The organism is Streptomyces sp. NPDC005485 (assembly GCF_040606085.1).
Lineage (GTDB): Bacteria > Actinomycetota > Actinomycetes > Streptomycetales > Streptomycetaceae > Streptomyces.
Genome location: NZ_JBEXDZ010000042.1, coordinates 1 through 23,731, shown reverse-complemented (window position 1 = coordinate 23,731; position 23,731 = coordinate 1). Strand labels below are relative to the sequence as shown.

The following is a 23,731-nucleotide window of genomic DNA, read 5'->3' as shown; positions in this document are numbered from 1 at the left end:
CCCGGTCCGCCGGAGTGGCAGGGCCGGGCGTTCTCGCGTGGTGGGAGTGATCAGTGGTGGGCGCCGCGGAGTTGTTCGGCGAGGATTTTGCCGATCTCGCGCAGGGGCTCGGTGGTGGTGAGGTCCCAGTGTTCGGAGTCGATGTCGTGTTCCTCGACGCGGCCGAGGATGTAGGGGGCCCAGGAGTCGGCGCCGGTGTGGGCGGCGGGTGTGCGGAGGGCGTTGAAGAAGACGGCGTTGCCGGTGAAGCGGCGGTCGGGGGTGTAGCGGTAGCGCATGGCGAGGTGGGCCGCGGTGGCGTCGACGACGGCGGTGGCCTGGGGCGTGTCCAGGGCGCCGAGGATCGGGTCCTCGCGGCGCAGGACGGCCGCCAGTTCGAGGGGGTCGGGGGCCGAGTCGGCGCAGGCGGGGTTCAGTTCGGCGGCGCGGGTGCCGAGGAACGCCGTGAGCACCTCTCGGCCCGTGATGGCGGGGGCGGTGAAGCCCTCGGGGAGGGGATAGGCGTCCAACAGGCCGAGCAGGGCCACTTCTTCGCCCTGTTCCTCCAGACGCGCCGCCACCGCGTGGGCGACCAGGCCGCCGAACGACCAGCCCAGGAGGTGGTACGGGCCGTGCGGCTGGACGGAGCGGATCTCGCTGACGTACGTGTCCGCCATCTCCGCCATGTCGGCCGGTCGCAGCGCCGGGTCCGTCAACTCCCGTGCCTGCAGGCCGATCAGGGGGCGGTCGCCCAGGTGCCGCATCAGGCCGGCGTAGCACCAGCTCATCCCGGAGATCGGGTGGACGCAGAACAGCGGGGGCTGGGAGGAGTCGGGGCCGGACGTGGCCGCGGCCTTGATGGGGAGCAGGGTCTCCAGCGGGTTGCCGCCCGCCTGTGTCGCGATGTGCTCCGCCAGCAGCGCCGGTGTCGGGCACTGGAACAGGTCCCGGATGGTGACCGGGGTGTCCCAGATCCCGCGGATGCGGCCGATCAGACGGGTGGCGAGGAGGGAGTGGCCGCCCAGGTGGAAGAAATGGTCGTCGATGGTGACCGAGCCGACTCCGAGTGTGGCCGCGAACAGGCCGCACAGGATCTCCTCCGCCGGGGTGCGCGGGGACCGGCCGCCGGTCGCCTCGGCCTGTGGCGGCTCGGGCAGGGCGCGGCGGTCCAGCTTGCCGTTCACCGTCAGGGGCAGGGCGTCCAGGGGGACGATCGCCGCCGGGACCATGTACTCGGGCAGCGCTGCGGCCGCGTGCCGGCGCAGTTCGGTCAGGTCCAGCCCGGTTGAACCGTCGGTGGGCACCACGTACGCCACCAGGCGTTTGTCGCCCGGCCTGTCCTCGCGGATCACCGCGGCGGACTGGATGACGCAGGGGTGGCGGAGCAGCGCTGACTCGATCTCGCCCGGCTCGATGCGGAAGCCGCGCAGTTTGATCTGCTGGTCTGCCCGGCCGAGGTATTCGAGGGAGCCGTCGCGGGACCAGCGGGCCAGGTCGCCGGTGCGGTACATCCGCGTGCCCGGTGTGCCGTGCGGGTTGGCGACGAAGCGTTCGGCGCTCAGGACCGGCTGGCCGATGTATCCGTTCGCCAGTCCGTGACCGGCGACGTACAGCTCGCCGGGGAGGCCCGGCGGCAGCAGGCGCAGGTTCTCGTCGAGGACGTAGGCGTGCTTGCCCGCGATGGGACCGCCGATCGGGATGGCGGGTGCCGCCTCCGTGATCGTGTACGCCGTGGTGAAGCCCATGCTCTCGGCGGGCCCGTAGCCGTTGACCAGGTGCAGGTGGGGGTGGTCCGCGAGCGCCTTGGCGGTGTGCGCGGGTGATGCCGCCTCGCCCGCGGTCATGGCTTCCCGGACGAGGGAGAAGACCGCCGGGTGCTCGTCCAGCATGTGGTTGAACAGGCTCGCCGACATCTGCAGCGTGGTGATCTCGTGGCGTTCCACCAGCTCCGCGATCTGGTGCGGGTCCGTGTGCTGGCCGGGCTGCAGGACGCAGACCCCGCCGTGCAGCAGCGGGCCGAAGACCTCCAGGGCGAAGGCGTCCCAGGAGACCGGGGAGCTCTGCAGGTAGGTCTGTTCCGGGCCGAAGTGGAGGTAGTCGGGGCCGATGAACGTCGCCGCCAGCGCGCGGTGCGAGGCCGCCACGCCCTTGGGTACGCCGGTGGAGCCGGAGGTGAACATGACGCACGCGGTGGACTCCGGGTGCCCGGCGGTCTCCACCGGCGTCCCGGCAAGCGTGCTGATCGCGGGGGTGTCGATCGTCAGGTCGACCAGTGTCGCCTCGGTGGGCAGCGCCACCAGGTGGCTCTGGGTGACCAGGGCGGAGGGAGTGGTCTGGTTGAGGACGGTGGTGAGGCGGTCGGCGGGGAACTGCGGGTCCAGCAGCGTGTAGCCGGCGCCCGCCTTCAGCACCGCGAGCAGCGAGGCGATCAGGTGCGGCGAGCGCTCCAGGTGGATGGCGACGATGCTGCCGGGGGTGACCCCGTGGGCGGTCAGGTGCCGGGCCAGCCGGTTGGACCAGATGTCCAGTTCGGCGTACGTCAGCTGCTGGTCCTCGAAGACCAGCGCCAGGGAGTCCGGGGTCCGCGCGGCCTGCCCAGCGAACAGTCCGTCCAGGCCCAGCCCGGGCGCCGGTGACGGGACACCGCTCCACTCCAGGACCCGGTCCCGCTCGTCGGCGGCGAGCAACTCCAGCTCGGCGACCGGCAGATCGGGCGTCGCGACGGCCTCGCCGAGGAGGCGTACGAGGCGGTCGGCCGTCGCCTCGATCGTGCTCGCCTCGTAGAGGTCCGTGGCGTACTCGACGGTGATGTCCAGGCCGCCCGGCGCCCCGTCCGCGCCGCGGTGCTCGCCGAACGCGAAGGTCAGGTCGAACTTCGCGACCGAGGTCTCCGGGAACGCGAACTCGCCGGTCAGATCGCCCAGTCCGGGGGCTTCGGCGGAGGTCTCGGCCAGCGTCAGCATGACCTGGAAGAGGGGGTGACGGGCGGTCGTGCGCTCGGGGTTGAGGATCTCGACCAGGCGGTCGAAGGGGAGGTCCTGGTTGTTCCAGGCGGCGAGATCCGTCTCGCGGACCCGGGTGAGGAGGTCGCGGAAGGTGGGGTTGCCGGTCAGGTCGGTTCGCAGGACCAGGGTGTTGACGAAGAAGCCGATCAGGTCGTCGAGCTTCTGGTCGGTGCGGCCGGCGACCGGGGAGCCGAGCGGGATGTCCTGTCCGGCGCCGGAGCGCGACAGCAGGGCTGACACGGCGGCCTGGGCGACCATGAAGAGCGTGGTGCCGGTGTCCTGCGCGAGGGAGGCGAGCGCCGTGTGCAGCCGTGCGTCGCAGTGGACGGTGTGGGTGGTGCCCTGGTTGGAGGCGGTGGCCGGGCGGGGGCGGTCCGTCGGGAGTGTGGCCTCCTCCGGGAGGTCCGCCAACGCCTGCTGCCAGTGCGTGAGTTGGCGGTCCTCGTCCTCGCGCAGCAGGCGCTCCTGCCACAGCGTGTAGTCGGCGTACTGGACCGGCAGCGGCTGCCAGTCGGGTGCCTGGCCCTGCGTCCGTGCCTCGTAGGCCGCCGACAGGTCGCGGAAGAGCGGGGCGTTGGACCAGCCGTCGGAGGCGATGTGGTGGATGACGAGGGAGAGGACGTGGTCCTGCTCGCCGAGCCTGAACAGGCCGCCACGGAAGGGGAGTTCGGATGCCAGGTCGAAGGTGCGGGCCGCCTCCGCGCCCAGCAGCGCGGGCAGCGTGTCCGTCGTGGCCGCGGTGAGCGGGAGTTCCACCGGCTGGGGCGGCCGGACGTGCTGGTAAGGCTTGCTCTCGTGGGTCGGGTAGAGGGTGCGCAGGCTCTCGTGGCGGCCGGCCAGGTCGCTCAGCGCGAGCCGCAGCGCCTCCCGGTCGAGCCGGCCGTGCAGCCGTAGCGCCATCGGGATGTTGTACGTCGCCGACGGGCCCTCCAACTGATCCAGGAACCACAGGCGTTGCTGGGCCGAGGAGAGGGGGACGCGCTCCGGGCGGTCCTCGGGGACGAGGGCCGGGCGCCGCGCGTCGCCGCTCGCCGCCGTGAGCCGCTCGGCGAGCTGGGCGACCGTCGGGTACTGGAACAGGTCCCGGATGGTGATCTCCGCGTCCCACACGGCACGGATGCGGCTGATGAGCCGGGTGGCGAGGAGGGAGTGGCCGCCGCGGTGGAAGAAGTGGTCGTCGATGGAGGCCGACGGCAGGCCCAGTACGGCGGCGAACAGGCCGCACAGCACTTCCTCGGCCGGGGTGCGGGGTGCCCGGCCGCCGGTGTCCAGGGACTGCTGGGGCGCGGGCAGCGCACGCCGGTCGATCTTGCCGTTGGTGGTGAGCGGGATCGCGTCGAGCAGGACGAAGGCGGACGGGACCATGTACTCGGGCAGCAGCGCGGCCGTGCGCCGCTTCACGTCCTCGACGTCGAGGCCGTCGCCGTCCGGGGCCGGCACCAGGTAGGCGACCAGACGCTTGTCCCCGGGGCGGTCCTCACGGACGGTCACGGTGGCCTGGGCGACGTCCGCGTGGGCGGTCAACGCGCTCTCGATCTCGCCGGGTTCGATGCGGAAGCCGCGCAGCTTGACCTGCTGGTCCGCCCGGCCGAGGTATTCGAGCGAGCCCTCATGGTTCCAGCGGACCAGGTCGCCGGTGCGGTACATGCGTGTGCCGGGCGTTCCGTACGGGTCGGACACGAAGCGTTCGGCGGTCAGGCCGGGGCGGTTCAGGTAGCCCTGCGCGAGACCGGCGCCCGCGATGTACAGCTCGCCCGGGGTGCCGGGCGGCAGCAGCCGGAGGCCGGGGTCGAGGACGTAGAGGCGGTGGTTGTCGAGGGCCTCGCCGATGGGGATCGTGCCCGCGCAGTCGTCGTCCCGGCGGACGCGGTGGGTGGCGGCGAAGGTGGTGGTCTCCGTCGGGCCGTAGCCGTTGACGACCGTGGTGTCCGGGCAGTGGTCGTGGATCCGTCGGACGGCCTCGGGCGGTACGACGTCGCCGCCGGCCCAGACCTCGCGGACACCGGCGAAGGCGTCGGGTGCCTCCTCGGCCATGAGCCGGAACAGGCCCGCGGTCAGCCACAGGCTGGTGATCCCGTGGTCGTCGATCAGCCGCCGGTAGCCCGCCGGGTCGAGGTGGCCGGGCGGTGCGACGACGAGGGTGCCGCCGTTGAGCCACGGGACCCATATCTCGTAGGTCGACGCGTCGAACGCGGCCGGGGAGTGGAACAGCACCCGCCGGTGGTTGCCGCCCGCGTACCGGCTCTGCGCGGCCAGGTCGGCGACATTGCGGTGGGTGACCGTGACGCCCTTGGGCAGGCCCGTCGAGCCCGAGGTGAACATGGCGTACACCGGCTGGTCGGGGTGGATGGCGGGCACCGGGGCGGTGGCGGGCAGGGTGTCGAGGGCGAGGGCTCCGTCGAGGACGACGACCTGTGCGGTGGCCTGGGCGACCACCGGGTGGTCGGACATCGCCTCGTCGGTGAGCAGCACCGGCGCTCCGGTGTCGCCGAGGATCTGGACGAGCCGGGTGTCCGGGTCGGTGGTGTTCAGCGGCGCGTACACGGCGCCCGTCTTGACCACCGCGAGCAGCGCCGTCAGCAGGTCGGCCGAGCGTTCCATCAGGACGGCCACCACATCGCCCTGGCGGACGCCGAGGTCGATCAGGTGGTGGGCGAGCCGGTTGGTGAGCTCGTCCAGCTCGCCGTAGGAGAAGTCCTGGTACTCGTCCACCAGGGCCACGGCGTCCGGGGTGCGGGCGGTCTGCGCGGCGAACAGCTCGGCGAGGCTTGCCTCGGGGCCGCCGGTGACGGGGCCCGCCCACTCCTCCAGGAGCTGCCGGCGCTCGTGCTCGCCGAGCAGGTCGAGGACGGACAGCGGGGTGTCGGGCGAGGTGAGCACCGCTTCCAGCAGACGGCGGAGCCGGGCCATCAGCGCGTCGATCGTGCGCGCCTCGTACAGGTCGGTGGCGTACTCGATGGTGATGTCCAGGCCGCCCGGCCGCCCGTCGCGGGTGCGGTGCTCGCCGAAGCCGAACGTCAGGTCGAACTTGGCGATCTGCAGCTCGTTGTACTCGGTGCGGGCGTCCAGACCGGGGAAGCCGACCGCGTCCGAACCGGCCTCGCCGAGGGTCAGCATCACCTGGAACAGGGGGTGCCGGGAGGCGGACCGCTCGGGGTTGAGGACCTCGACGAGGCGGTCGAAGGGCAGGTCCTGGTGGTTCCAGGCGGCCAGGTCCGTCTTGCGCACCCGGCCGAGCAGGTCGCGGAAGCTGGGGTCGCCGGTCAGGTCCGTACGCAGGATGAGGGTGTTGACGAAGAAGCCGACCAGACCGTCGAGCGCCTCGTCGATGCGCCCGGACACCGGGGAGCCGACCGGGATGTCGAGTCCGGCGCCCGAGCGGGACAGCACGGTGGCGACCGCCGCCTGCACCGCCATGAACAGGGTCGCCCCCGACTCCCGTGCCAGATGGGTGAGTCCGGCGTGTGCGTCGGCAGGCAGGTGCGTGGTGCACTGCGCACCCCGGTAGGAGGCGGCGGCCGGCCGCGGCCGGTCCGTGGGAAGCGTGGCCTCCTCCGGAAGCTCCGCCAACGTGTCCTGCCAGAAGGCGAGTTGGAGGGCACCGGCGCTCTCCGCGTCGTCCGCCTCACCGAGCAGCTCCTGCTGCCACAGCGTGTAGTCGGCGTACTGCACGGGCAGCGGCTCCCACCCGGGCGCCTGCCCCTGGACGCGCGCCCCGTACGCGGTGGCCAGGTCGCCGAGGAGCGGCGCGGTCGAGCCGCCGTCGGTGACGATGTGGTGCATGATCACGAGCAGCACGTGCTCCTGCTCGCCGAGCGCGATCAGCCGGGCCCGCACCGGCAGGTCCACCGCCAGGTGGAAGACCTGGGCGGACTCCTCGGCGAGGACGGTGGAGAGGGTCTCGGCGGTGGCCGCGACCACCGGCAGGTCGAGCTCCACCTCCTCCTCGGCCAGGATGTGCTGGTACGGCGTGCCGTCCTGGTCCGGGAAGACCGTGCGCAGTGCCTCGTGCCGGCCGATCACGTCCATCAGCGCCGACTGCAGGGCGCCGCAGTCGAGTTCGCCGGTCAGCCGGACGCCGAGCGGGATGTTGTACGTCGTTGAGGGGCCCTCCATCTGCGCGATGAACCACAGACGCTGCTGGGCGAAGGACAAGGGGATCACTTGGTCGCTCCCATCCGGCGCATCGGCCGCAATGTGGGCCTTGCGGCCTTGGCGCCGTCGAGCTTCTCGACGAGCGTTGCCACGATCGGGTTTTCGAAGAGGGTCGCCACGGACACCTCGACCGCCAGCACGGTGCGGATGCGTCCCACGAGCCGGGTGGCGAGGAGGGAGTGGCCGCCCAGGTGGAAGAAGTGGTCGTCGATGGTGACGGACGGCAGGCCGAGGATCTCGGCGAACAGCCCGCAGAGCACTTCTTCCCTGGGGGTGCGGGGCGCGCGTCCGCCGGCGGCGTCGTTGCCGGACTGCGGTGCGGGCAGGGCTTTGCGGTCCACCTTGCCGTTGCTGGTCAGCGGGATCGCGTCGAGCAGGACGAAGGCGGACGGGACCATGTACTCGGGCAGCACCCCGGCCGTGCGCCGCTTCACGTCCTCGACGTCGAGGCCGTCGCCGTCCGGCGCCGGAACCAGGTAGGCGACGAGGCGCTTGTCGCCGGGCCGGTCCTCGCGGACGGTGACGACGGCCTGGGCGACCGAGCCGTGACCGGCGAGCACGCTCTCGATCTCGCCGGGCTCGATGCGGAAGCCGCGCAGCTTGACCTGCTGGTCGGCCCGCCCGAGGTACTCCAGCGAACCCCGGTCGTTCCACCGCACCAGGTCGCCGGTGCGGTACATCCGCCCGCCCGCCGGACCGTAGGGGTCGGCCACGAACCGCTCGGCGGTCCCCGAGGGCCGGTCCAGGTAGCCCTGCGCGAGACCGGCGCCCGCGATGTACAGCTCGCCCGGGGTGCCCGGCGGAACCAGCCGGAGATGTGGATCGAGCACGTACAGACGGTGGTTGTCGAGGGCCTCGCCGATGGGGACCGCGCCCGCGCTGCCGAGGGGGCGCGGGATGTGGTGGGTGGCGGCGAAGGTGGTGGTCTCGGTGGGGCCGTAGCCGTTGACGACGGTGGTGTCCGGGCAGTGCTCGTGGATACGGCGGACGGCCTCGGGCGGTACGACGTCGCCGCCGGCCCAGACCTCACGCACCCCGGCGAGGGCTGCCGGGGCTTCTTCGGCGATGAGCCGGAAGAGTCCTGCCGTCAACCAGAGGGCGGTGATGGCGTGTTCGGCGATGAGCTGCTGGTAGGCGGCGGGGTCGAGGTGTCCGGCGGGGGCGACTACCAGTGCGCCGCCGGTGAGCCACGGGACCCACATCTCGTAGGTGGAGGCGTCGAAGGCCATCGGGGAGTGGAACAGGACCCGTTGGTGGTTGCCGTTCGCGTACATCTTCTGGTGGGCGAGGTCGGCGACGTTGCGGTGGGTGACCGCGACACCCTTGGGGACACCGGTCGAGCCGGAGGTGAACATCGCGTACACCGGCTGATCGGCATGGACCCGCACCCGCGGATCACTTGCGTCGCCCTGGTCCGGCTGCCCGGCGGGGATCAGCCTGGCGCCCGCGGGCAGTCGGACCGCGCCGGGTTCGCGGTCGGTGACGAAGAAGGAGACGTCCGACTGCTCGACGATGAGCTGGACGCGCTCCATCGGGTAGCGGGTGTCGAGCGGCACGTACACCGCCCCGGCCTTGACCACGGCGAGCGTCGTGACCACCGCGTCCACGGACCGCTCCTGGAAGAGGGCGACCCGGCTGCCGGGCCGCACGCCCTCCGCGATCAGCCGGTGCGCCATCCGGTTCGCCCGGTCGTTCAGCTCGGTGTACGTCAGCTCCTCGCCGCCGTGGACGACGGCCACCGCGTCCGGGGTCCGGGCGGCCTGGGCGGCGAACAGCTCGCCGAGACCGGCGTCCACGGTCTCGGTGACCGGGCCCGCCAACTCCTCAAGGAGAAGAGTGCGCTCGCCCTCGGACAGCAACTCCAGCTCGGCGACCGGCAGATCGGGCGTCGCGACGGCTTCGCCGAGGAGGCGTACGAGGCGCTCGGCCGTTGCCTTGATGGTGCTCGCGTCGTAGAGGTCGGTCGCGTACTCGACGGTGATGTCCAGACCGCCCGGCTCGCCCTCCGCACCCCGGTGCTCCGCGAAGCCGAAGGTGAGGTCGAACTTGGCGACCTCCACCTTCGAGAACTCGTACGCCGTTTCCAGGGCGGGGAGTTCGGGCGCGTCGGCCGAGGTGTCGCCCAGCGTCAGCATGACCTGGAAGAGGGGGTGACGGGCGGTCGTGCGCTCGGGGTTGAGGATCTCGACCAGGCGGTCGAAGGGGAGGTCCTGGTGGTTCCAGGCGGCGAGGTCGCTCTCGCGGACCCGGGTGAGCAGGTCGCGGAAGGTGGGGTTGCCGGTCAGGTCGGTTCGCAGGATGAGGGTGTTGACGAAGAAGCCGATCAGGTCGTCGAGCTTCTGGTCGGTGCGGCCGGCGACCGGGGAGCCGAGCGGGATGTCCTGTCCGGCGCCGGAGCGGGAGAGCAGGGTCGACACGGCGGCCTGGGCGACCATGAAGAAGGTCGTGCCGGTGTCCTGGGCCAGGGCGGCGAGGGCCTGGTGCAGGGGGGCGTCGCAGTGGACGGTGTGCGTGGTGCCGCGGTAGGAGGCTGTGGCCGGGCGGGGGCGGTCGGTCGGGAGCGTGGCCTCGTCGGGCAGGTCGGCCAACGCCGTGCGCCAGAAGTCGAGTTGGCGTTCCTCGTCGCCCTCCAGCAGTTGCTGCTGCCACAGCGTGTAGTCGGCGTACTGCACCGGCAGCTCCTCCCATGCGGGGCTCTGGTCCCGGACACGGGCCTCGTAGGCGGCGGCCAGGTCGCGGAAGAGCGGCGCGTTGGACCAGCCGTCGGAGGCGATGTGGTGGATGACCAGGAGCAGGATGTGCTCCTGGTCGCCGAGGGCCAGCAGGTGGGCGCGGAGCGGGATGTCCCTGGACAGGTCGAAGGTGGCGGCCGAGAGGCCGGCCAGCCGTCCGGCGAGCGCGTCCTCCGTGACCGCGACGACGGGCAGGTCGACCGGGGAGGCCTCCCGCACCGACTGGTACGCCTTGCCCTCATGGGTCGGGTAGACGGTCCGCAGGCTCTCGTGGCGGGCGACCACGTCGCTCACCGCGAGCCGCAGGCCCTCGGTGTCGAGGTCGCCCTTCAGCCGCAGCGCCATCGGGATGTTGTACGTCGCCGACGGGCCCTCCATCTGGTCCAGGAACCACAGGCGTTGCTGGGCCGAGGACAGCGGCACTCGCTCCGGGCGCTCCTGTGCGCGGGTCAGCGCGGCCCGCGGAAGTTCACCGCTGCCCTCCGTCACCCGCTCGGACAGCGCGACCACGGTCGGGTACCGGAACAGGTCCTTGACGCCGAGCTGGACGCCGAAGGCCTGGCGGATACGGCTGATGAGCCGGGTGGCGAGCAGGGAGTGGCCGCCCAGGTGGAAGAAGTGGTCGTCGATGGTGGCCGACGGGAGCCCGAGGACCGCCGCGAACAGACCGCACAGGACCTCTTCCTGAGGGGTGCGCGGGGCGCGTCCGGTGACGTCGTGGGTGACCTGCGGGGTGGGCAGCGCGCGCCGGTCGATCTTGCCGTTGGCGGTCAGCGGGATCGCGTCGAGGAGCACGAAGGCCGACGGGACCATGTACTCGGGGACTGCCGAAGTGACGTGCCGGCGCAGGTCGTTCAGGTCGACGCCGCCCTCGCCGGCCACGAGGTAGGCGACGAGCCGCTTGTCCCCGGGCCGGTCCTCGCGGACGATCACCGTGGCCTGCACGATGCTTTCATGGCCCGTCAACGCGGTCTCGATCTCGCCGAGTTCGATGCGGAAGCCGCGCAGCTTGACCTGCTGGTCGACCCGGCCGAGGTACTCCAGCGAGCCCTCGTGGTTCCACCGCACCAGGTCCCCGGTGCGGTACATCCGGGCGCCCGGCTCGCCGTACGGGTCGGCGACGAACCGCTCGGCGGTGAGCGACGGGCGGCCCACATAGCCGCGCGCCAGACCGGCCCCGGCGATGTACAGCTCACCGGGAGCACCGGCCGGAACGAGCCGGAGCGCGGAGTCGAGGACGTAGAGGCGGTGGTTGTCGAGGGCCTCGCCGATCGGGACCGTGCCCTGGTGGTCGAAGGGGCGGCGGATGCGGTGGGTGGCGGCGAAGGTGGTGGTCTCGGTCGGCCCGTAGCCGTTGACGACGGTCGTGTCCGGGCAGTGCTCGTGGATCCGTCGGACGGCCTCGGGCGGTACGACGTCCCCGCCGGCCCACACCTCCCGGAGCCCCGCGAACGCCTCCGGGGCCTCCTCGGCCATCACCCGGAACAGCCCCGCCGTCAGCCACAGACTCGTGATCGAGTACCCCGTGATCAGCTCGCTCAGCGTGCCGGTCTCCAGGTGGCCCCGGGGCGCCACGACGACCGTGCCGCCGGTCAGCCACGGCACCCAGATCTCGTAGGTGGAGGCGTCGAAGGTGTGCGGGGAGTGGAAGAGGACCCGTTGGTGCGCGCCGCCCGCGTACATCCGCTGGCGGGCCAGGTCGGCCACGTTGCGGTGGGTGACGGCGACGCCCTTCGGGACGCCGGTCGAGCCCGAGGTGAACATGACGTACAGCCACTGGTCGGGGTGGGTGGGGCCGCTGGGCCTGGTCGCGGGGCGGCCGTCGAGGTCCTTGGCCTCGACGACCAGGTCCCGGGCCTGCGCCCGGTGAACCAGCGGGTGGTCGGCCAGCGCCCGGTCGGTGATCAGGACCGGCGCGTCGAGCTCGTCGAGGATCTGGACGTGCCGGGTGTCCGGGTCGGCCGGGTTGAGGGGCGCGTAGGCGCCGCCCGCCTTCACGACCGCGAGCATGGCGACCAGGAGGTCGGGTGAGCGCTCCATCATCAGGGCGACGACGGATTCGGGGCCGACCCCGAGGCCGATGATCCGGTCCGCGAACCGGTCGGACTCGGCGTCGAGTTCGGCGTAGGTGAAGGTGCGCTCCTCGCACGCCACCGCGACCGCGTCCGGCGTACGGGCCACCTGCGCGGCGAACAGCTCCGCGAGGCCCGCGTCCGGCAGAGCGCCGTCGGTGACCGGGCCGGCGCCCAGCTCCAGCAGCCGCTCCCGCTCCTCGGGCCCGGTGAACTCCAGCTGTCCGACGGGCAGTTCCGGGTCGGAGACGGCCGCTTCGAGCAGTCGCAGAAGACGGTCCGCGAGCCCCTCGACGGTCCGGGCGTCATACAGGTCCGTCGCGTACTCGATGGCCAGGTCCATGCCGCCCGGCCGGCCGTCGGGCGCCCGGTGCTCGTGGAAGGAGAAGGTCAGGTCGAACTTGGCGATCTCCAGCGGGGTGAAGCCCGACTCGGTGTGCACGCCGGGGAGTTCGAGGACCGGCTTGGCCGCGTCCTGAAGGGTGAGGGCCACCTGGAAGAGCGGGTGGCGGGCGGTGCTGCGCTCGGGGTTGAGGATCTCGACGAGCCGGTCGAACGGCAGGTCCTGGTGGGCCCAGGCCGCCAGGTCGGTCTCCCGGACCCGGTCGAGCAGCTCACGGAAGGACGGGTCCCCCTCGACGTCGGTGCGCAGCACCAGGCTGTTGACGAAGAAGCCCACCAGGTCGTCGAGGCGCTGGTCGGTGCGGCCCGCGATGGGCGCCCCGATCGGGATGTCCGTGCCGGCGCCGGAGCGGGCCAGCGCGGTCGCCACCGCGGCCTGCGCCACCATGAACAGGGTCGTCCCGGTCTCCCGGGCCAGCCGGGTCAGCGCCTCGTGCAGCGCGGGCGGGCACTGCACGCCGTGCGTACGGCCCCGGAAGCTCGCGGTCGCCGGACGCGGCCGGTCGGCCGGGAGGGTCGCCTCCTCGGGCAGCTCGCCCAGCGTCTGCCGCCAGAACTCGGCCTGCCGTTCACCGTCCGTCGCGAGCAGTTCCTCCTGCCAGAGGGTGTAGTCGGCGTACTGGACCGGGAGCCGCTGCCACTCGGGTGCCCGGCCCGCGACCCGGGCGGTGTAGGCGGTCGCCACATCGCGAAGGAAGGGGGCGGTGGACCAGCCGTCGGAGACGATGTGGTGCATGACCACGAGCAGCACGTGTTCCTGCGGTCCTGTGCCGAACAGGGAGGCCCGTACGGGGAGGTCGGCGGCGAGGTCGAAGGTGCGGGCCGCCTCCGCGCCGAGCAGCGCGTCCAGGGTGTGTTCGTCGGCGGGGGTGACCGGGAGGTCCAGGCGGATCTCCCCGGCGGGCAGCACCAGCTGCCCGGCCTCTCCGTCCTCCGCCACCGAGAACAGCGTCCGCAGACTCTCGTGGCGTACGACGGTGTCGGTGAGCGCGAGCCGCAGCGCCTCGGTGTCCACGGCTCCGGTGAGCCGCAGGGCGAGCGGGATGTTGTACGTCGCCGACGGCCCCTCCAGCTGGTCCAGGAACCACAGCCTGCGCTGCCCGAACGACATCGGCACCCGCTCCGGCCGTGCCACCTCCTTCAGCACCGGCCGCCGTACGTCCTCCCCGCTGCGTAGCTCCACAAGTTCCGCGAGCGCGGCCGGGGTCGGTCCCTGGAAGAGGTCCTTGACGGTGATCCCCACGCTGAAGGCCTGCCGGATACGGCTGATGAGCCGGGTGGCGAGGAGGGAGTGTCCGCCCAGGTGGAAGAAGTGGTCGTCGATGGTGACGGACGGCAGGCCGAGGATCTCGGCGAACAGCCCGCACAGCACCTCCTCGACCGGAGTGCGGGGTGCGCGCCCGGCGGCGGTGTCGTTGCCGAGCTGCGGTGCGGGCAGGGCCTTGCGGTCCACCTTGCCGTTGCTGGTCAGCGGGATCTTGTCCAGCACCACGAAGGCGGCCGGGACCATGTACTCGGGCAGCGCGTCGGCGGTGTGCCGGCGCAGTACCGCCGTGTCGACGCCGTTCTCCCCGGCGGCCACCGCATAGGCGACGAGGCGCTTGTCGCCGGGCCGGTCCTCGCGGACGGTGACGACGGCCTGCGCGACCGAGCCGTGACCGGCGAGCACGCTCTCGATCTCGCCGGGCTCGATGCGGAAGCCGCGCAGCTTGACCTGCTGGTCGGCCCGCCCGAGGTACTCAAGGGAGCCCCGCTCGTTCCAGCGCACCAGGTCACCGGCGCGGTACATACGGGCACCGGAGGGGCCGAACGGGTCGGCCACGAACCGCTCGGCGGTCAGGGAGGGCCGGTCCAGGTAGCCCTGGGCGAGACCGGCGCCCGCGATGTACAGCTCGCCCGGGGTGCCCGGGGCGACGAGCCGCAGGTGCTCGTCGAGGACGTAGAGGCGGTGGTTGTCGAGGGCCTCGCCGATGGGGACGGGGCCGGTGTAGTCGAAGGGGCGGCGGATGTGGTGCGTGGCCGCGAAGGTGGTCGTCTCCGTGGGCCCGTAGCCGTTGACGACGGTGATCCGAGGATTGTGGTCCATCACCCGGCGGACGGCCTCGGGCGGTACGACGTCGCCGCCGGCCCAGACCTCGCGGACACCGGCGAGGGCCGCTGGGGCTTCTTCGGCGATGAGCCGGAAGAGTCCTGCCGTCAACCAGAGGGCGGTGATGGTGTGTTCGGCGATGAGCTGCTGGTAGGCGGCGGGGTCGAGGTGTCCGGCGGGGGCGACGACCAGTGCGCCGCCGGTGAGCCACGGGACCCACATCTCGTAGGTGGAGGCGTCGAAGGCCATCGGGGAGTGGAACAGGACCCGTTGGTGGTTGCCGTTCGCGTACATCTTCTGGTGGGCGAGGTCGGCGACGTTGCGGTGGGTGACCGCGACGCCCTTGGGGACACCGGTCGAGCCGGAGGTGAACATCGCGTACACCGGCTGATCGGCATGGACCCGCACCGCCGGATCGCTCGCGTCCGTGCCGTCGAGCAGCTCGGTGACACGGAACAGGCGGGCGTCGGCCGGGAGCTGGAGGTCCGGGAGGTCGGTGTCGGTGAGGAAGTAACCGATGCTCGACTGGGCGACGATCAGCTGGATGCGCTCGACGGGGTAGCGGGTGTCGAGCGGGACGTACACCGCCCCGGCCTTGACCACGGCGAGCGTGCTGACGACCGAGTGCACGGACCGCTCCTGGAAGAGGGCGACCCGGCTGCCGGGCCGCACGCCCTCCGCGATCAGCCGGTGCGCCGTACGGTTCGCCCGGTCGTTCAGCTCGGTGTACGTCAGCTCCTCGCCGCCGTGGACGACGGCCACCGCGTCCGGGGTCCGGGCGGCCTGGGCGGCGAACAGGTCGCCGAGCCCCGCTGCCGCCGCCGTGTCGGTGACCGGGCCCGCCAGCTCCTCAAGAAGCAGCTTCCGCTCGACCGGGGACAGCAACTCCAGCTCGGCGACCGGCAGATCGGGCGCCTCGGCCGCCGCGACCAGCAGCCGTACGAGCCGCTCGGCGGTGGCCTCGACCGTGCGGGCGTCGTACAGGTCGGTGGCGTACTCGACCGTGATGTCCAGGCCGCCGGCCTCGCCGTCCGCCGTCCGGTGCTCGGCGAAGGAGAAGGTGAGGTCGAACTTGGCGGCCTGCAGCCAGGTGAACTCGGCGTGCGTGTCCAGGCCGTCCGAGACGAGGGTCGGCGTGGCCGCGTCCGTCAGCGTCAGCATGACCTGGAAGAGGGGGTGGCGGGCCGCCGACCGGTCCGGGTTGACGGCCTCGACCAGCCGGTCGAAGGGCAGGTCCTGGTGGGCCCAGGCGGCGAGGTCGGTCTCGCGCACCCGGGTCAGCAGCTCGCGGAAGCTCGGGGCGCCGCTCAGATCGGTGCGCAGCACCAGGGTGTTGACGAAGAAGCCGACCAGGTCGTCGAGCTGCTGGTCCGTGCGGCCCGCTATCGGCGAGCCGAGCGGGATGTCCTGGCCGGCCCCGGAGCGCGAGAGCAGCGTCGACACGGCGGCCTGGGCGACCATGAACACCGAGGCGCCGGACTCGCGGGCCAGCCGCGCCAGCGCCGCGTGCACCTGGGGCGGGCAGTGCACGGTGTGGGTGGCGCCGCGGTAGGAGGCGACCGCCGGGCGCGGCCGGACCGCCGGCAGCGTGGCCTCCTCCGGGAGCTCTGCCAACGCCTGCTTCCAGTAGGCGAGTTGACGGGCGGCGACGCTCTGTTCATCGGCCGCGTCGCCGAGCAGGTCGTGGTGCCACAGGGCGTAGTCGGCGTACTGGACCGGCAGCGGCTCCCAGGCCGGGCGCTGCCCGCGCGAGCGGGTGACGTAGGCGGTGCTCAGGTCGCGCATCAGCGGCTGGTAGGACCAGCCGTCGGAGACGATGTGGTGCATGACGACGAGCAGCACGTGGTCCTGCTCGTCGAGCTCGAACAGCCGGGCCCGCAGCGGGAGTTCGCCCGCCAGGTCGAAGGTCCGGGCGGCCTCGGCGGCGAGCAGGTCCGCCAGGGTCGCGTCGGTCGCGGGGGTGAGCGGCAGCTCGACGCGGACCGCGTCGGCGGGCAGCACCCGCTGGTAGGTCTGGCCCTCGGCCGTGCCGAAGACGGTGCGCAGGCTCTCGTGGCGGCCGGCCACATCGGTGAACGCGGTCGCCAGGGCGCCGGTGTCGAGGGAGCCGCGCACGCGCACGGCCAGCGGGATGTTGTACGTCGCCGACGGGCCCTCCAGCTGGTCCAGGAACCACAGCCGCTGCTGGGCCGCCGACAGCGGAAGCAGCCGCGGGCGCTCCTCGGTCGCCGTCAGCTCGGGGCGAGCCGACTCGCCGCCGTCCGCGGCGATGTACTCGGCGAGCAGGGCCGCGGTCGGGTACTTGAAGAACTCCCGCAGCGAGAGCTGGGCCTTCAGTGCGGTGCGGACGCGGCTGACCAGGCGGGTGGCGAGCAGCGAGTGGCCGCCGAGGGCGAAGAAGTCGTCGTCGATGCCGACCGAGGGCAGGCCGAGCGCGTGCGCGAACAGGCCGCACAGCACTTCCTCGACGCCGTTGCGCGGTGCCCGGCCGTTCGCCGTGGCGCCGGCCCGGGGGGCGGGCAGTGCGCGCCGGTCCAGCTTGCCGTTCGGGGTCAGCGGCAGGGTGCCCAGCGGGACGAGCGCCGAGGGGACCATGTACTCGACGAGCTCCTGGCCGGCGTACCGCAGCAGTTCGGCGGCGTCGATGACACCCTCGACGGCCGGGACGACATAGGCGACCAGGCGCTTGTCGCCGGGGCGGTCCTCGCGGACGATCACGGCGGCCTGGGCGACCGAGGGGTGGGAGGTGAGGACCGACTCGATCTCGCCGGGCTCGATGCGGTTGCCGCGCAGCTTGATCTGCTGGTCGGCGCGGCCCCCGAAGACGATCTCGCCGTGCTCGTTCCAGGCGGCCAGGTCGCCGGTGCGGTACATGCGGCTGCCGGCCGGGCCGTACGGGTCGGCGGTGAAGCGCTCGGCGGTCAGGTCGGGGCGTTGGCTGTAGCCCTGCGCCAAGTGCCGTCCGGCGACGTAGAGTTCACCGGTTTCGCCGGGGGCGGTGTGGCGCAGCTCGCCGTCGAGGACGTACATCGCGGTGTTGGCCATCGGGATGCCCAGGTGCAGCCGCTCCAGGGTGCGCACCTCGGGGGTGAAGGCCTGGTAGCTGCAGAAGACGGTGGCCTCGGTGGGGCCGTAGACGTGCATGACCGTGGTGTCCGGGCACCGGTCGAGGACGTTCTGCAGGGCGGTCGCGGAGAGCACGTCGCCGCCGGTCCAGATCTCCCGCAGCCGGGCGAGGCCCTCGATGGCCTCGCTGGCCATGGCGTCGAAGAGGGCGGTGGTGAAGTACGCGGCGGTGATGTCGTGCCGGGCGATCGCCTCGCCCAGCTCACCGATGTCGATCTTCGGGGAGGACAGTACGACGGCGAGGCCGCCGCGCAGCAGCGGCACCCAGAGCTCGTACGTCGAGGAGTCGAAGGCCAGCGGCGAGTAGGCGAGGACGCGCTCGTGGGCGGCGGTGCCGAAGCCGGGGTCGAGGGCCAGTTCGACGACGTTGCGGTGGGTGTTGACGACGCCCTTGGGGGTGCCGGTGGAGCCGGAGGTGAACATCACGTACAGCGCCTGGTCGGGGTGGACCGTGACGCCGGGCGCGTCGGCCGGGCCGTAGGCCGTGACGCTCTCGTCGTTCAGGCGGAGCGCGGGAAGGTGGGCCGCGAACTCCGTCTCGTCGGCCGGGCGGTCGGTGACCAGCAGTACGGCGGAGGTGTTGTCGAGGATCCAGGACTGGCGCTCGGCACGCTGGCGCGGGTCCAGCGGCACGTACACGCCGCCGCTCTTGAGGACCGCGAGGACCGTGACGACGTAGGCGAGCGACCGGTCGAAGAGCAGCCCGACCGCGTCGCCGGGGCCGACGCCCGCGGCGATCAGCTCCCTCGCGAGGGCGTTGGCCGCGCCGTCGAGCTCCCGGTAGGTCAGCTCGCGCTCCCCGCGGACCAGGGCGATCGCGTCGGGGGTGCGGGCGGCCTGGGCGGCGAACAGCTCGTGCAGCGGGCCGACGGGAAGGTCCACCGCCGTGTCGTTGTACGCGGTGACGCGGGCCGGCACGCCGTCGGCGCCGGGGGGCAGAGCGGGGCCGGCTTGCTGCTGGGACATCTCGACACCTTCTTGGAAGCTCGGTTGGCTGGTCTCGCGGCGTGCCGGGAGACCGACGGAGCCACGACGGGGAATGTGCGGGGTCTTGCCAAGTCGTAGGGAGCGACCGGGAGTTCACCCGGCCTGGGCGGTCACCCGGCCCGCGCGGGCGGCGCCGCCTCCGGGGGGAGCAGCACGTCCTCGGCGTCCAGCGCGTCGACGCGGTACTTGCCGACGGCGCTGATCAGCAGCCGCAGCTCCAGGGCGATGCTCTCGACGAGTCGGACGAGCCCGTCCTCGGCGTCCTCGTCGACGGCCAGCAGGGCGGCCCGGCCGAGCCCGACCGCATGGGCACCCAGCGCGAGCGCCTTGACGGCCCGGGTCCCCTCCCAGATCCGCCCGCTGGCCAGCAGGCAGTTCCCGGTGCGGCCGATCCGGGTCAGGCACTCGCCGAGCGGCAGCCCGACCTGGCCGAGGAACCCGCTGGGCGCCCAGGCGGTGCCGCCCTCGGCGCCGTCGACCGTCACGGAGTCCGCGCCGGCCGCCCAGGCGGTGGCCGCCGCGAGGGCCACGTCCCGCCCGGGGTGGAGCTTCACCCACACCTTCACGCGCGGGAAGTTGTTGCGCATCAGCCGGATCTGCTGGCGCAGGATCTCCTCGGTGAACGTGCCGGGGCTGCTGATCCGCAGGACGCGGTCGCTGCCGGCGCCGAACACCGGGTCGGTGGCGTACTGTTCGGCGACCCGCGCGGCGGCGTCGCGGCCCAGCACGGTCAGTCCGCCGAGGCCCGGCTTGGCGCCCTGGCCGACCTTCAGCTCGAAGGCGAGGCGGCCGGAGGCCAGCAGCGGTTCGCAGACGGGGTCGCTGTAGAGGAGGTTCCACACCTCGGCGTCCGCGTCCTCGGTGGACTGCTGGACGACGACACCGCCGTACGCGTCCTTCGATGCCTGCGCGTACGCGGCGATCCGGCCCAGCAGTGGGGAGACACCGCCGTCGGAAGCGGCGCGGTAGCCGTTGACCGGCACCACGTTCTCGCCGATCACCATCGGGATGCCGAGCCGTCCCGCCTGCCGCCCGGCGGCCTCGCCGAGGTCGCGGCTGGCGACCTGGGTGGAGCCGAACGCCGACACGTACAGCGGCAGCCGGGAGGCGAACCCGCCCACCACGGTGTCGAGTTCGACGTCCGTGTAGAGCGGCTCGCGAGCCAGGTCGATGAGCTTCTTCAGCCGCTCCGGCATGAACACCGGCGGCACGATCCGGGCCCGCTCCAGCAGGTCGCCGGGGTCCGATCCGGCGGGCTCGGCGCCCAGCAGGCCGCTGCCGTAGGCGTCCAGGGCGGGGAACGCGCCCGCCGCCCCGTGCCGCGCCCGGTGCCGCACCTGTTCCTCGGGGAACCCGGCGGCGCTCAGTACGGTGCTCACGCGGACACCACTCCCGGAAGCTTCGGGTAGGCGCTGGCCTCCCAGACGGCGGTGCGGCCGGTGACGTAGCGGGTGAGGCGCTCCAGGCCGATGCCGAAGCCGGAGCTGGCGGGGATGCCGCGGCGGGCCAGGTCCAGGTACCAGCCGTACTTGGCGGGGTTCTCGCCGGTCTCCCGCATCCGCGTCACGAGCGCCGCGTAGTCGTGCTCGCGCTCGCTGCCGCTGGCGAGTTCGCCGTAGCCCTCCGGGGCGATCAGGTCGAAGTTGCGCAGTACACCAGGCTGCTCGGGGTCCTCGCGGTCGTAGAAGCCGCGCGAGCCCTTCGGGTAGTCGGTGACGAAGAACGGGCGGCTGGTCTTGGCGGAGATGATCTCCTCGCCCTGCCAGTCGATCTCGGCGCCGGGGTCCTGCGGATGGCCGAGCGCGATCAGGTCGGCGGTGGCCTCCTTGTGGGTGGTGCGGGCGAACGCGCCCACCACCACCTCGCGGAAGGCGTCGCGGTCCCGGCCGAGCAGCTCCAGCTCGCCCGGCAGCTCCCGGACCACCTCGTCGACGACATACGCCACCAGCCGCTCGGCGACCTCCATCGCGTCCTCGCGGCGGGCGTCGCGTATCTCCACGTCGATCTGGTGGAACTCGGCGAGATGGCGGTGCGTGACGGCCGTCTCCAGGGGCTCCAGACGGACGTTCGGGGCTATGTAGAAGATTTTGTCGAAGGCCAGCAGGGACGCTTGCTTGTAGAGGATCGCGCTGGTCATCAGCTTGTACTTGTGGCCGTAGAAGTCGACGTCGACCTGCTTGGAGCCGCGGATGCCCGGGTCGGTGACCGGCCCGATGACCGGCGGCAGCAGTTCCTGGAAGCCCTGTCCGGTCAAAAACGCGCGGGTGGCGGCCAGCATCCGGCTCTGCACGCGCAGCGTGGCGCGCGTGCTCTCGTTGAGCAGGTGCTGGTCGGGGGAGGACGGGAACGAGGGCGGCGTGCGGCCGTCGAGTCCGGCGGACGTGCTGGTCATGGTGCTACCTCCTGGGTGTGCTGCCGTGAGTCCGACGGGCGCCGGGACGCCGCGGGAAGAGTGCTCCGGATGGGGGTCGAGGCGAGGGTGCGGTCGTGGCGGCGCTGCACGAACGACAGCGCGTCGTACAGACCCGCCGCGGTCAGCCGACCCCCGCGCCGCGAGACATGGCCGATGGGCATCGCCCCGATCTCCGACCAGACGAGCCGGCCGGAGCGGTCGATACGGCTGCGGGTGCGGCCCGCGTTGTCGGGGTGAAGGCAGTAGGGGACATCGAGCAGACCGCGCGCGAACGCCTTCAAGAGCGCCTGTCCGATGTCCGCGTCGAGGGCGAGTACGGCCTCGACGAGCGCGCGGGCCTCGGCGTAGACGGGGTTGTCGGACACGTCGGCGAGCGCGGCGAGGCGGTCCGGTCCGGCGATCGGACGGGGGGCCGTGCCGCGTCGGACGAGCTGTGCCCGGTGCAGGGCCGCCGCCCGGGAGGCGGTGCGCAGGGCCTCGACGTTCTCCGCGACCGTCGGGATACGGTGCGACTCGGCGGTCGTCTTGACGATCAGCCGGGCCGCGCCGGTGTCCACGGCCAGCTCGGCGGAGCGTTCGAGGAGGTCCAGGGCGCCTTCGCGGGTCCGCGGGTACAGGCCCATGTAGGTGTAGAGGACGATGTGCCAGTCGGTGTCGGGGAGCAGGTCGCCGGCCAGCCGTCGCAGCGCGTGCACGGCCTCGCGGTCCTGCTCGGCGCTGGTCTGCTGCGCGTAGCTGAGCGAGATGCTGCGCAGGCCCGCCCGGTGGAAGAACAGTGCTTCCAGCGCGCTGATCGCCACCAGCAGCCCCGGCGGGCACAGCTGGCCGAGCATGCAGCCGCCGAACGTCTCCAGGTGCGGTTCCGTGCCGTGGGCGCGCAGTGCGGCCAGTGCCTCGCAGCTCTCCTGCCAGTTGCGCACGGAGTCCAGCAGCGGGGTACGCCCGTAGGGCAGGCAGTACGAGACGGGGCCGCCCTCGGTGGCGTCGAGGCCGAGCTGCGCCAGTGCGGCGACGATGCCCTGGGGGCGCGCCGAGCCGTGCCGCACCTGTACCGGGAACCCTGCGTCGCGGACCCCGTCGAGGACCCAGCTCGCGGTGTGCGGGCTGTAGGAGGTGATCGGGAACCCGTTCAGCGGGACGCCCTCGTGCAGTGCCAGCACGGCTGACGGTTCGTCACCGACCCTGGTGTAGCTGTCGATCGTGACGGTGCCGACGACCGGGTCCGCCGCGTTCTTGGTGGCGACCAGGCCCGCCCGCATCAGCGAGGGGTCGGAGAATCCCATCCGCGGCTGCACCACGAGCGCCCCGCGTGCCTGCGCCTCGGCGACGAACCTGCCGAAGGACAGCGGGCGTCGGTGCACGGCGGTGCGCTCCGCGGGGCGGGGCTGGACCGGGGCGGTCATCGGGCCACCTCCTCGGCCAGGGCGCGGGCCCGGGGCAGCGGGGTCCGGTCCCCGGAGGTCCGCGGCAGCGAGCCGACGAAGGACTCGAAGGCGGCGAAGTCGACGCCCTCCTGGAAGACGGCGTCGAAGCCGGCCCGCATGAGCTCCGCGGCCTGCTCCTGCCTGCCACCGCCCGACACCCCGAGCTTGCCGCCGATGACGGCGGGCAGGCCCGCCAGCTCCCAGCGCGACCGGACGGCCTCGATGAGCGGTCCCGCGTCGTTGAAGCCGTGCCCGTTGACACTGCTGACGACCAGCAGGTCGGGCTGGAACTTGCAGCAGGACTCGACGATTTCGTCCCGGGGAATGCACGGCCCCAGGTTGACGACGGTGTGCCCGAGGTCTTCGAGCAGCAACTGGATGAATACGAGGTTCCAGGTGTGCGCATCGGACGGCAGTCCGGTAACGACGACGTCCAGCGGCCCGGATCGAGGGCGAGCCGCCCATTCCACAGGCTTCATTGTTCGCTTCGTCCACATCATCGGATGACAGGGGAGAAGGAGTTTCCGGTGGGTCCGGAACTTCCTTTCGGACATCACCGTAGATTCGCGCCGTGGCCGTTTCCGGCGTCCCCGGCGGCAACCGGCAGGCAGGTAGGCAGCAGTTGTGCGCCGGCTGCCGCCGGGCCGCTCTTCGGCCGCGAATAGTGGGGTGCAGGAACCCATCGGTGGGGTGCAGAACCCACCGGTACGACCGACCGAGGAGTCACGCCATGGCGGACACGGACACCCTGGAGTACGTGCTGGACCGGGCACGCGAGCGCATCGACCGCAACGAAGCGCTCGGCGAGGCTCAAGTAGCCGTCTTCGAAGCCGCGTTGACTCTCATACGGGCAGGCCGGCCGGGGCTCTCCGAGCTGCCTCAGGAGCGCACCGAGCTGCTGCGCGACGCGCTCGCGGCGGTCCGTGCGGCCACGGTGGCCACCGGGATCGCGGTCACCAGCGCCCATCGCGGCGGGGTTGCCGCCCAACTGCCTGGCTCGCTGCCCGGCGCGGCGGCCGTGCGGATCTAGCGTCTTCTCCACAACCCGACTTCGCACTTCGCAGAGGTGGACATCATGGCGACGAACCCGTTCGAGGACTCCAACGGCAGCTATGTCGTTCTGGTCAACGACGAGGGTCAGTACTCCCTTTGGCCGGCGCGGATCGAGCAGCCGGCGGGCTGGGAGACGGCCAAGGAGGAGAGCGGAAAGCAGGAGTGCATGGAATTCATCGAGGCGAACTGGACGGACATGCGCCCGCGTTCGGTGGTCGCCGCGCTGGCGGGCTGAATCAGCGCATTCACAAACGCCTGACGGGCTGGAGGAATCCAGCCAGTCAGGCGTTTGTG

At 72.4% G+C, this 23,731-nt stretch carries 8 protein-coding genes; 2 read left to right on the top strand and 6 right to left on the bottom strand.

Annotation, left to right across the window (positions count from 1 at the left end; all coding sequences use genetic code 11):
• Positions 1–50: 50 nt before the first annotated feature.
• The 6 genes from ABZS97_RS16700 to ABZS97_RS16675 all read right to left on the bottom strand — a co-directional run bounded on the left by ABZS97_RS16700 (position 51) and on the right by ABZS97_RS16675 (position 22,863).
• Positions 51–7,148, bottom strand: a complete 7,098-nt coding sequence (locus tag ABZS97_RS16700) for an amino acid adenylation domain-containing protein (RefSeq protein ID WP_356138302.1) — start codon at positions 7,146–7,148, stop codon at positions 51–53.
• The gene (locus ABZS97_RS16695; RefSeq protein WP_356138300.1) at positions 7,145–18,526 is read right to left on the bottom strand and encodes an amino acid adenylation domain-containing protein; all 11,382 of its coding nucleotides are present in this window, start codon (positions 18,524–18,526) and stop codon (positions 7,145–7,147) included. Before ABZS97_RS16695 ends, ABZS97_RS16700 begins: the two co-directional genes overlap by 4 nt.
• A 131-nt stretch (positions 18,527–18,657) precedes the next feature.
• On the bottom strand, positions 18,658–19,926 hold the full coding sequence (locus ABZS97_RS16690) for a glutamate synthase-related protein (protein WP_356138297.1): 1,269 nt from the start codon (positions 19,924–19,926) through the stop codon (positions 18,658–18,660).
• Positions 19,923–20,939, bottom strand: a complete 1,017-nt coding sequence (locus ABZS97_RS16685; protein ID WP_356138295.1) for an asparagine synthetase A — start codon at positions 20,937–20,939, stop codon at positions 19,923–19,925. The genes ABZS97_RS16690 and ABZS97_RS16685 overlap by 4 nt, the downstream gene beginning before the upstream one ends.
• Positions 20,936–22,363 carry a methylaspartate mutase gene (locus tag ABZS97_RS16680; RefSeq protein ID WP_356138293.1) on the bottom strand — a complete coding sequence of 476 codons (1,428 nt, stop codon included), beginning with the start codon at positions 22,361–22,363 and terminating at the stop codon, positions 20,936–20,938. Before ABZS97_RS16680 ends, ABZS97_RS16685 begins: the two co-directional genes overlap by 4 nt.
• A complete protein-coding gene (locus tag ABZS97_RS16675) occupies positions 22,360–22,863 on the bottom strand; it encodes a cobalamin B12-binding domain-containing protein (RefSeq protein ID WP_356138291.1) in 504 nt (167 codons plus the stop codon). The genes ABZS97_RS16680 and ABZS97_RS16675 overlap by 4 nt, the downstream gene beginning before the upstream one ends.
• A gap of 251 nt (positions 22,864–23,114) precedes the next feature.
• Here ABZS97_RS16675 and ABZS97_RS16670 point away from each other — a divergent pair, with 251 nt between their 5' ends.
• Positions 23,115–23,414: a hypothetical protein gene (locus tag ABZS97_RS16670; protein WP_356138289.1), complete on the top strand. Its 300-nt coding sequence runs from the start codon at positions 23,115–23,117 to the stop codon at positions 23,412–23,414.
• 45 nt (positions 23,415–23,459) lie between these two features.
• Entirely contained in the window at positions 23,460–23,672 is a 213-nt protein-coding gene (locus tag ABZS97_RS16665; RefSeq protein WP_356138288.1) for an MbtH family protein, read from the top strand.
• Positions 23,673–23,731 lie beyond the last annotated feature (59 nt).

Excerpts from the sequence above, each read along its gene's own strand:
- ABZS97_RS16695 (WP_356138300.1), bottom strand. The coding sequence starts at position 18,526 with ATGTCCCAGCAGCAAGCCGGCCCCGCTCTGCCCCCCGGCGCCGACGGC.
- ABZS97_RS16685 (WP_356138295.1), bottom strand. The coding sequence starts at position 20,939 with ATGACCAGCACGTCCGCCGGACTCGACGGCCGCACGCCGCCCTCGTTC.
- ABZS97_RS16680 (WP_356138293.1), bottom strand. The coding sequence starts at position 22,363 with ATGACCGCCCCGGTCCAGCCCCGCCCCGCGGAGCGCACCGCCGTGCAC.
- ABZS97_RS16675 (WP_356138291.1), bottom strand. The coding sequence starts at position 22,863 with ATGAAGCCTGTGGAATGGGCGGCTCGCCCTCGATCCGGGCCGCTGGAC.
- ABZS97_RS16670 (WP_356138289.1), top strand. The coding sequence starts at position 23,115 with ATGGCGGACACGGACACCCTGGAGTACGTGCTGGACCGGGCACGCGAG.
- ABZS97_RS16665 (WP_356138288.1), top strand. The coding sequence starts at position 23,460 with ATGGCGACGAACCCGTTCGAGGACTCCAACGGCAGCTATGTCGTTCTG.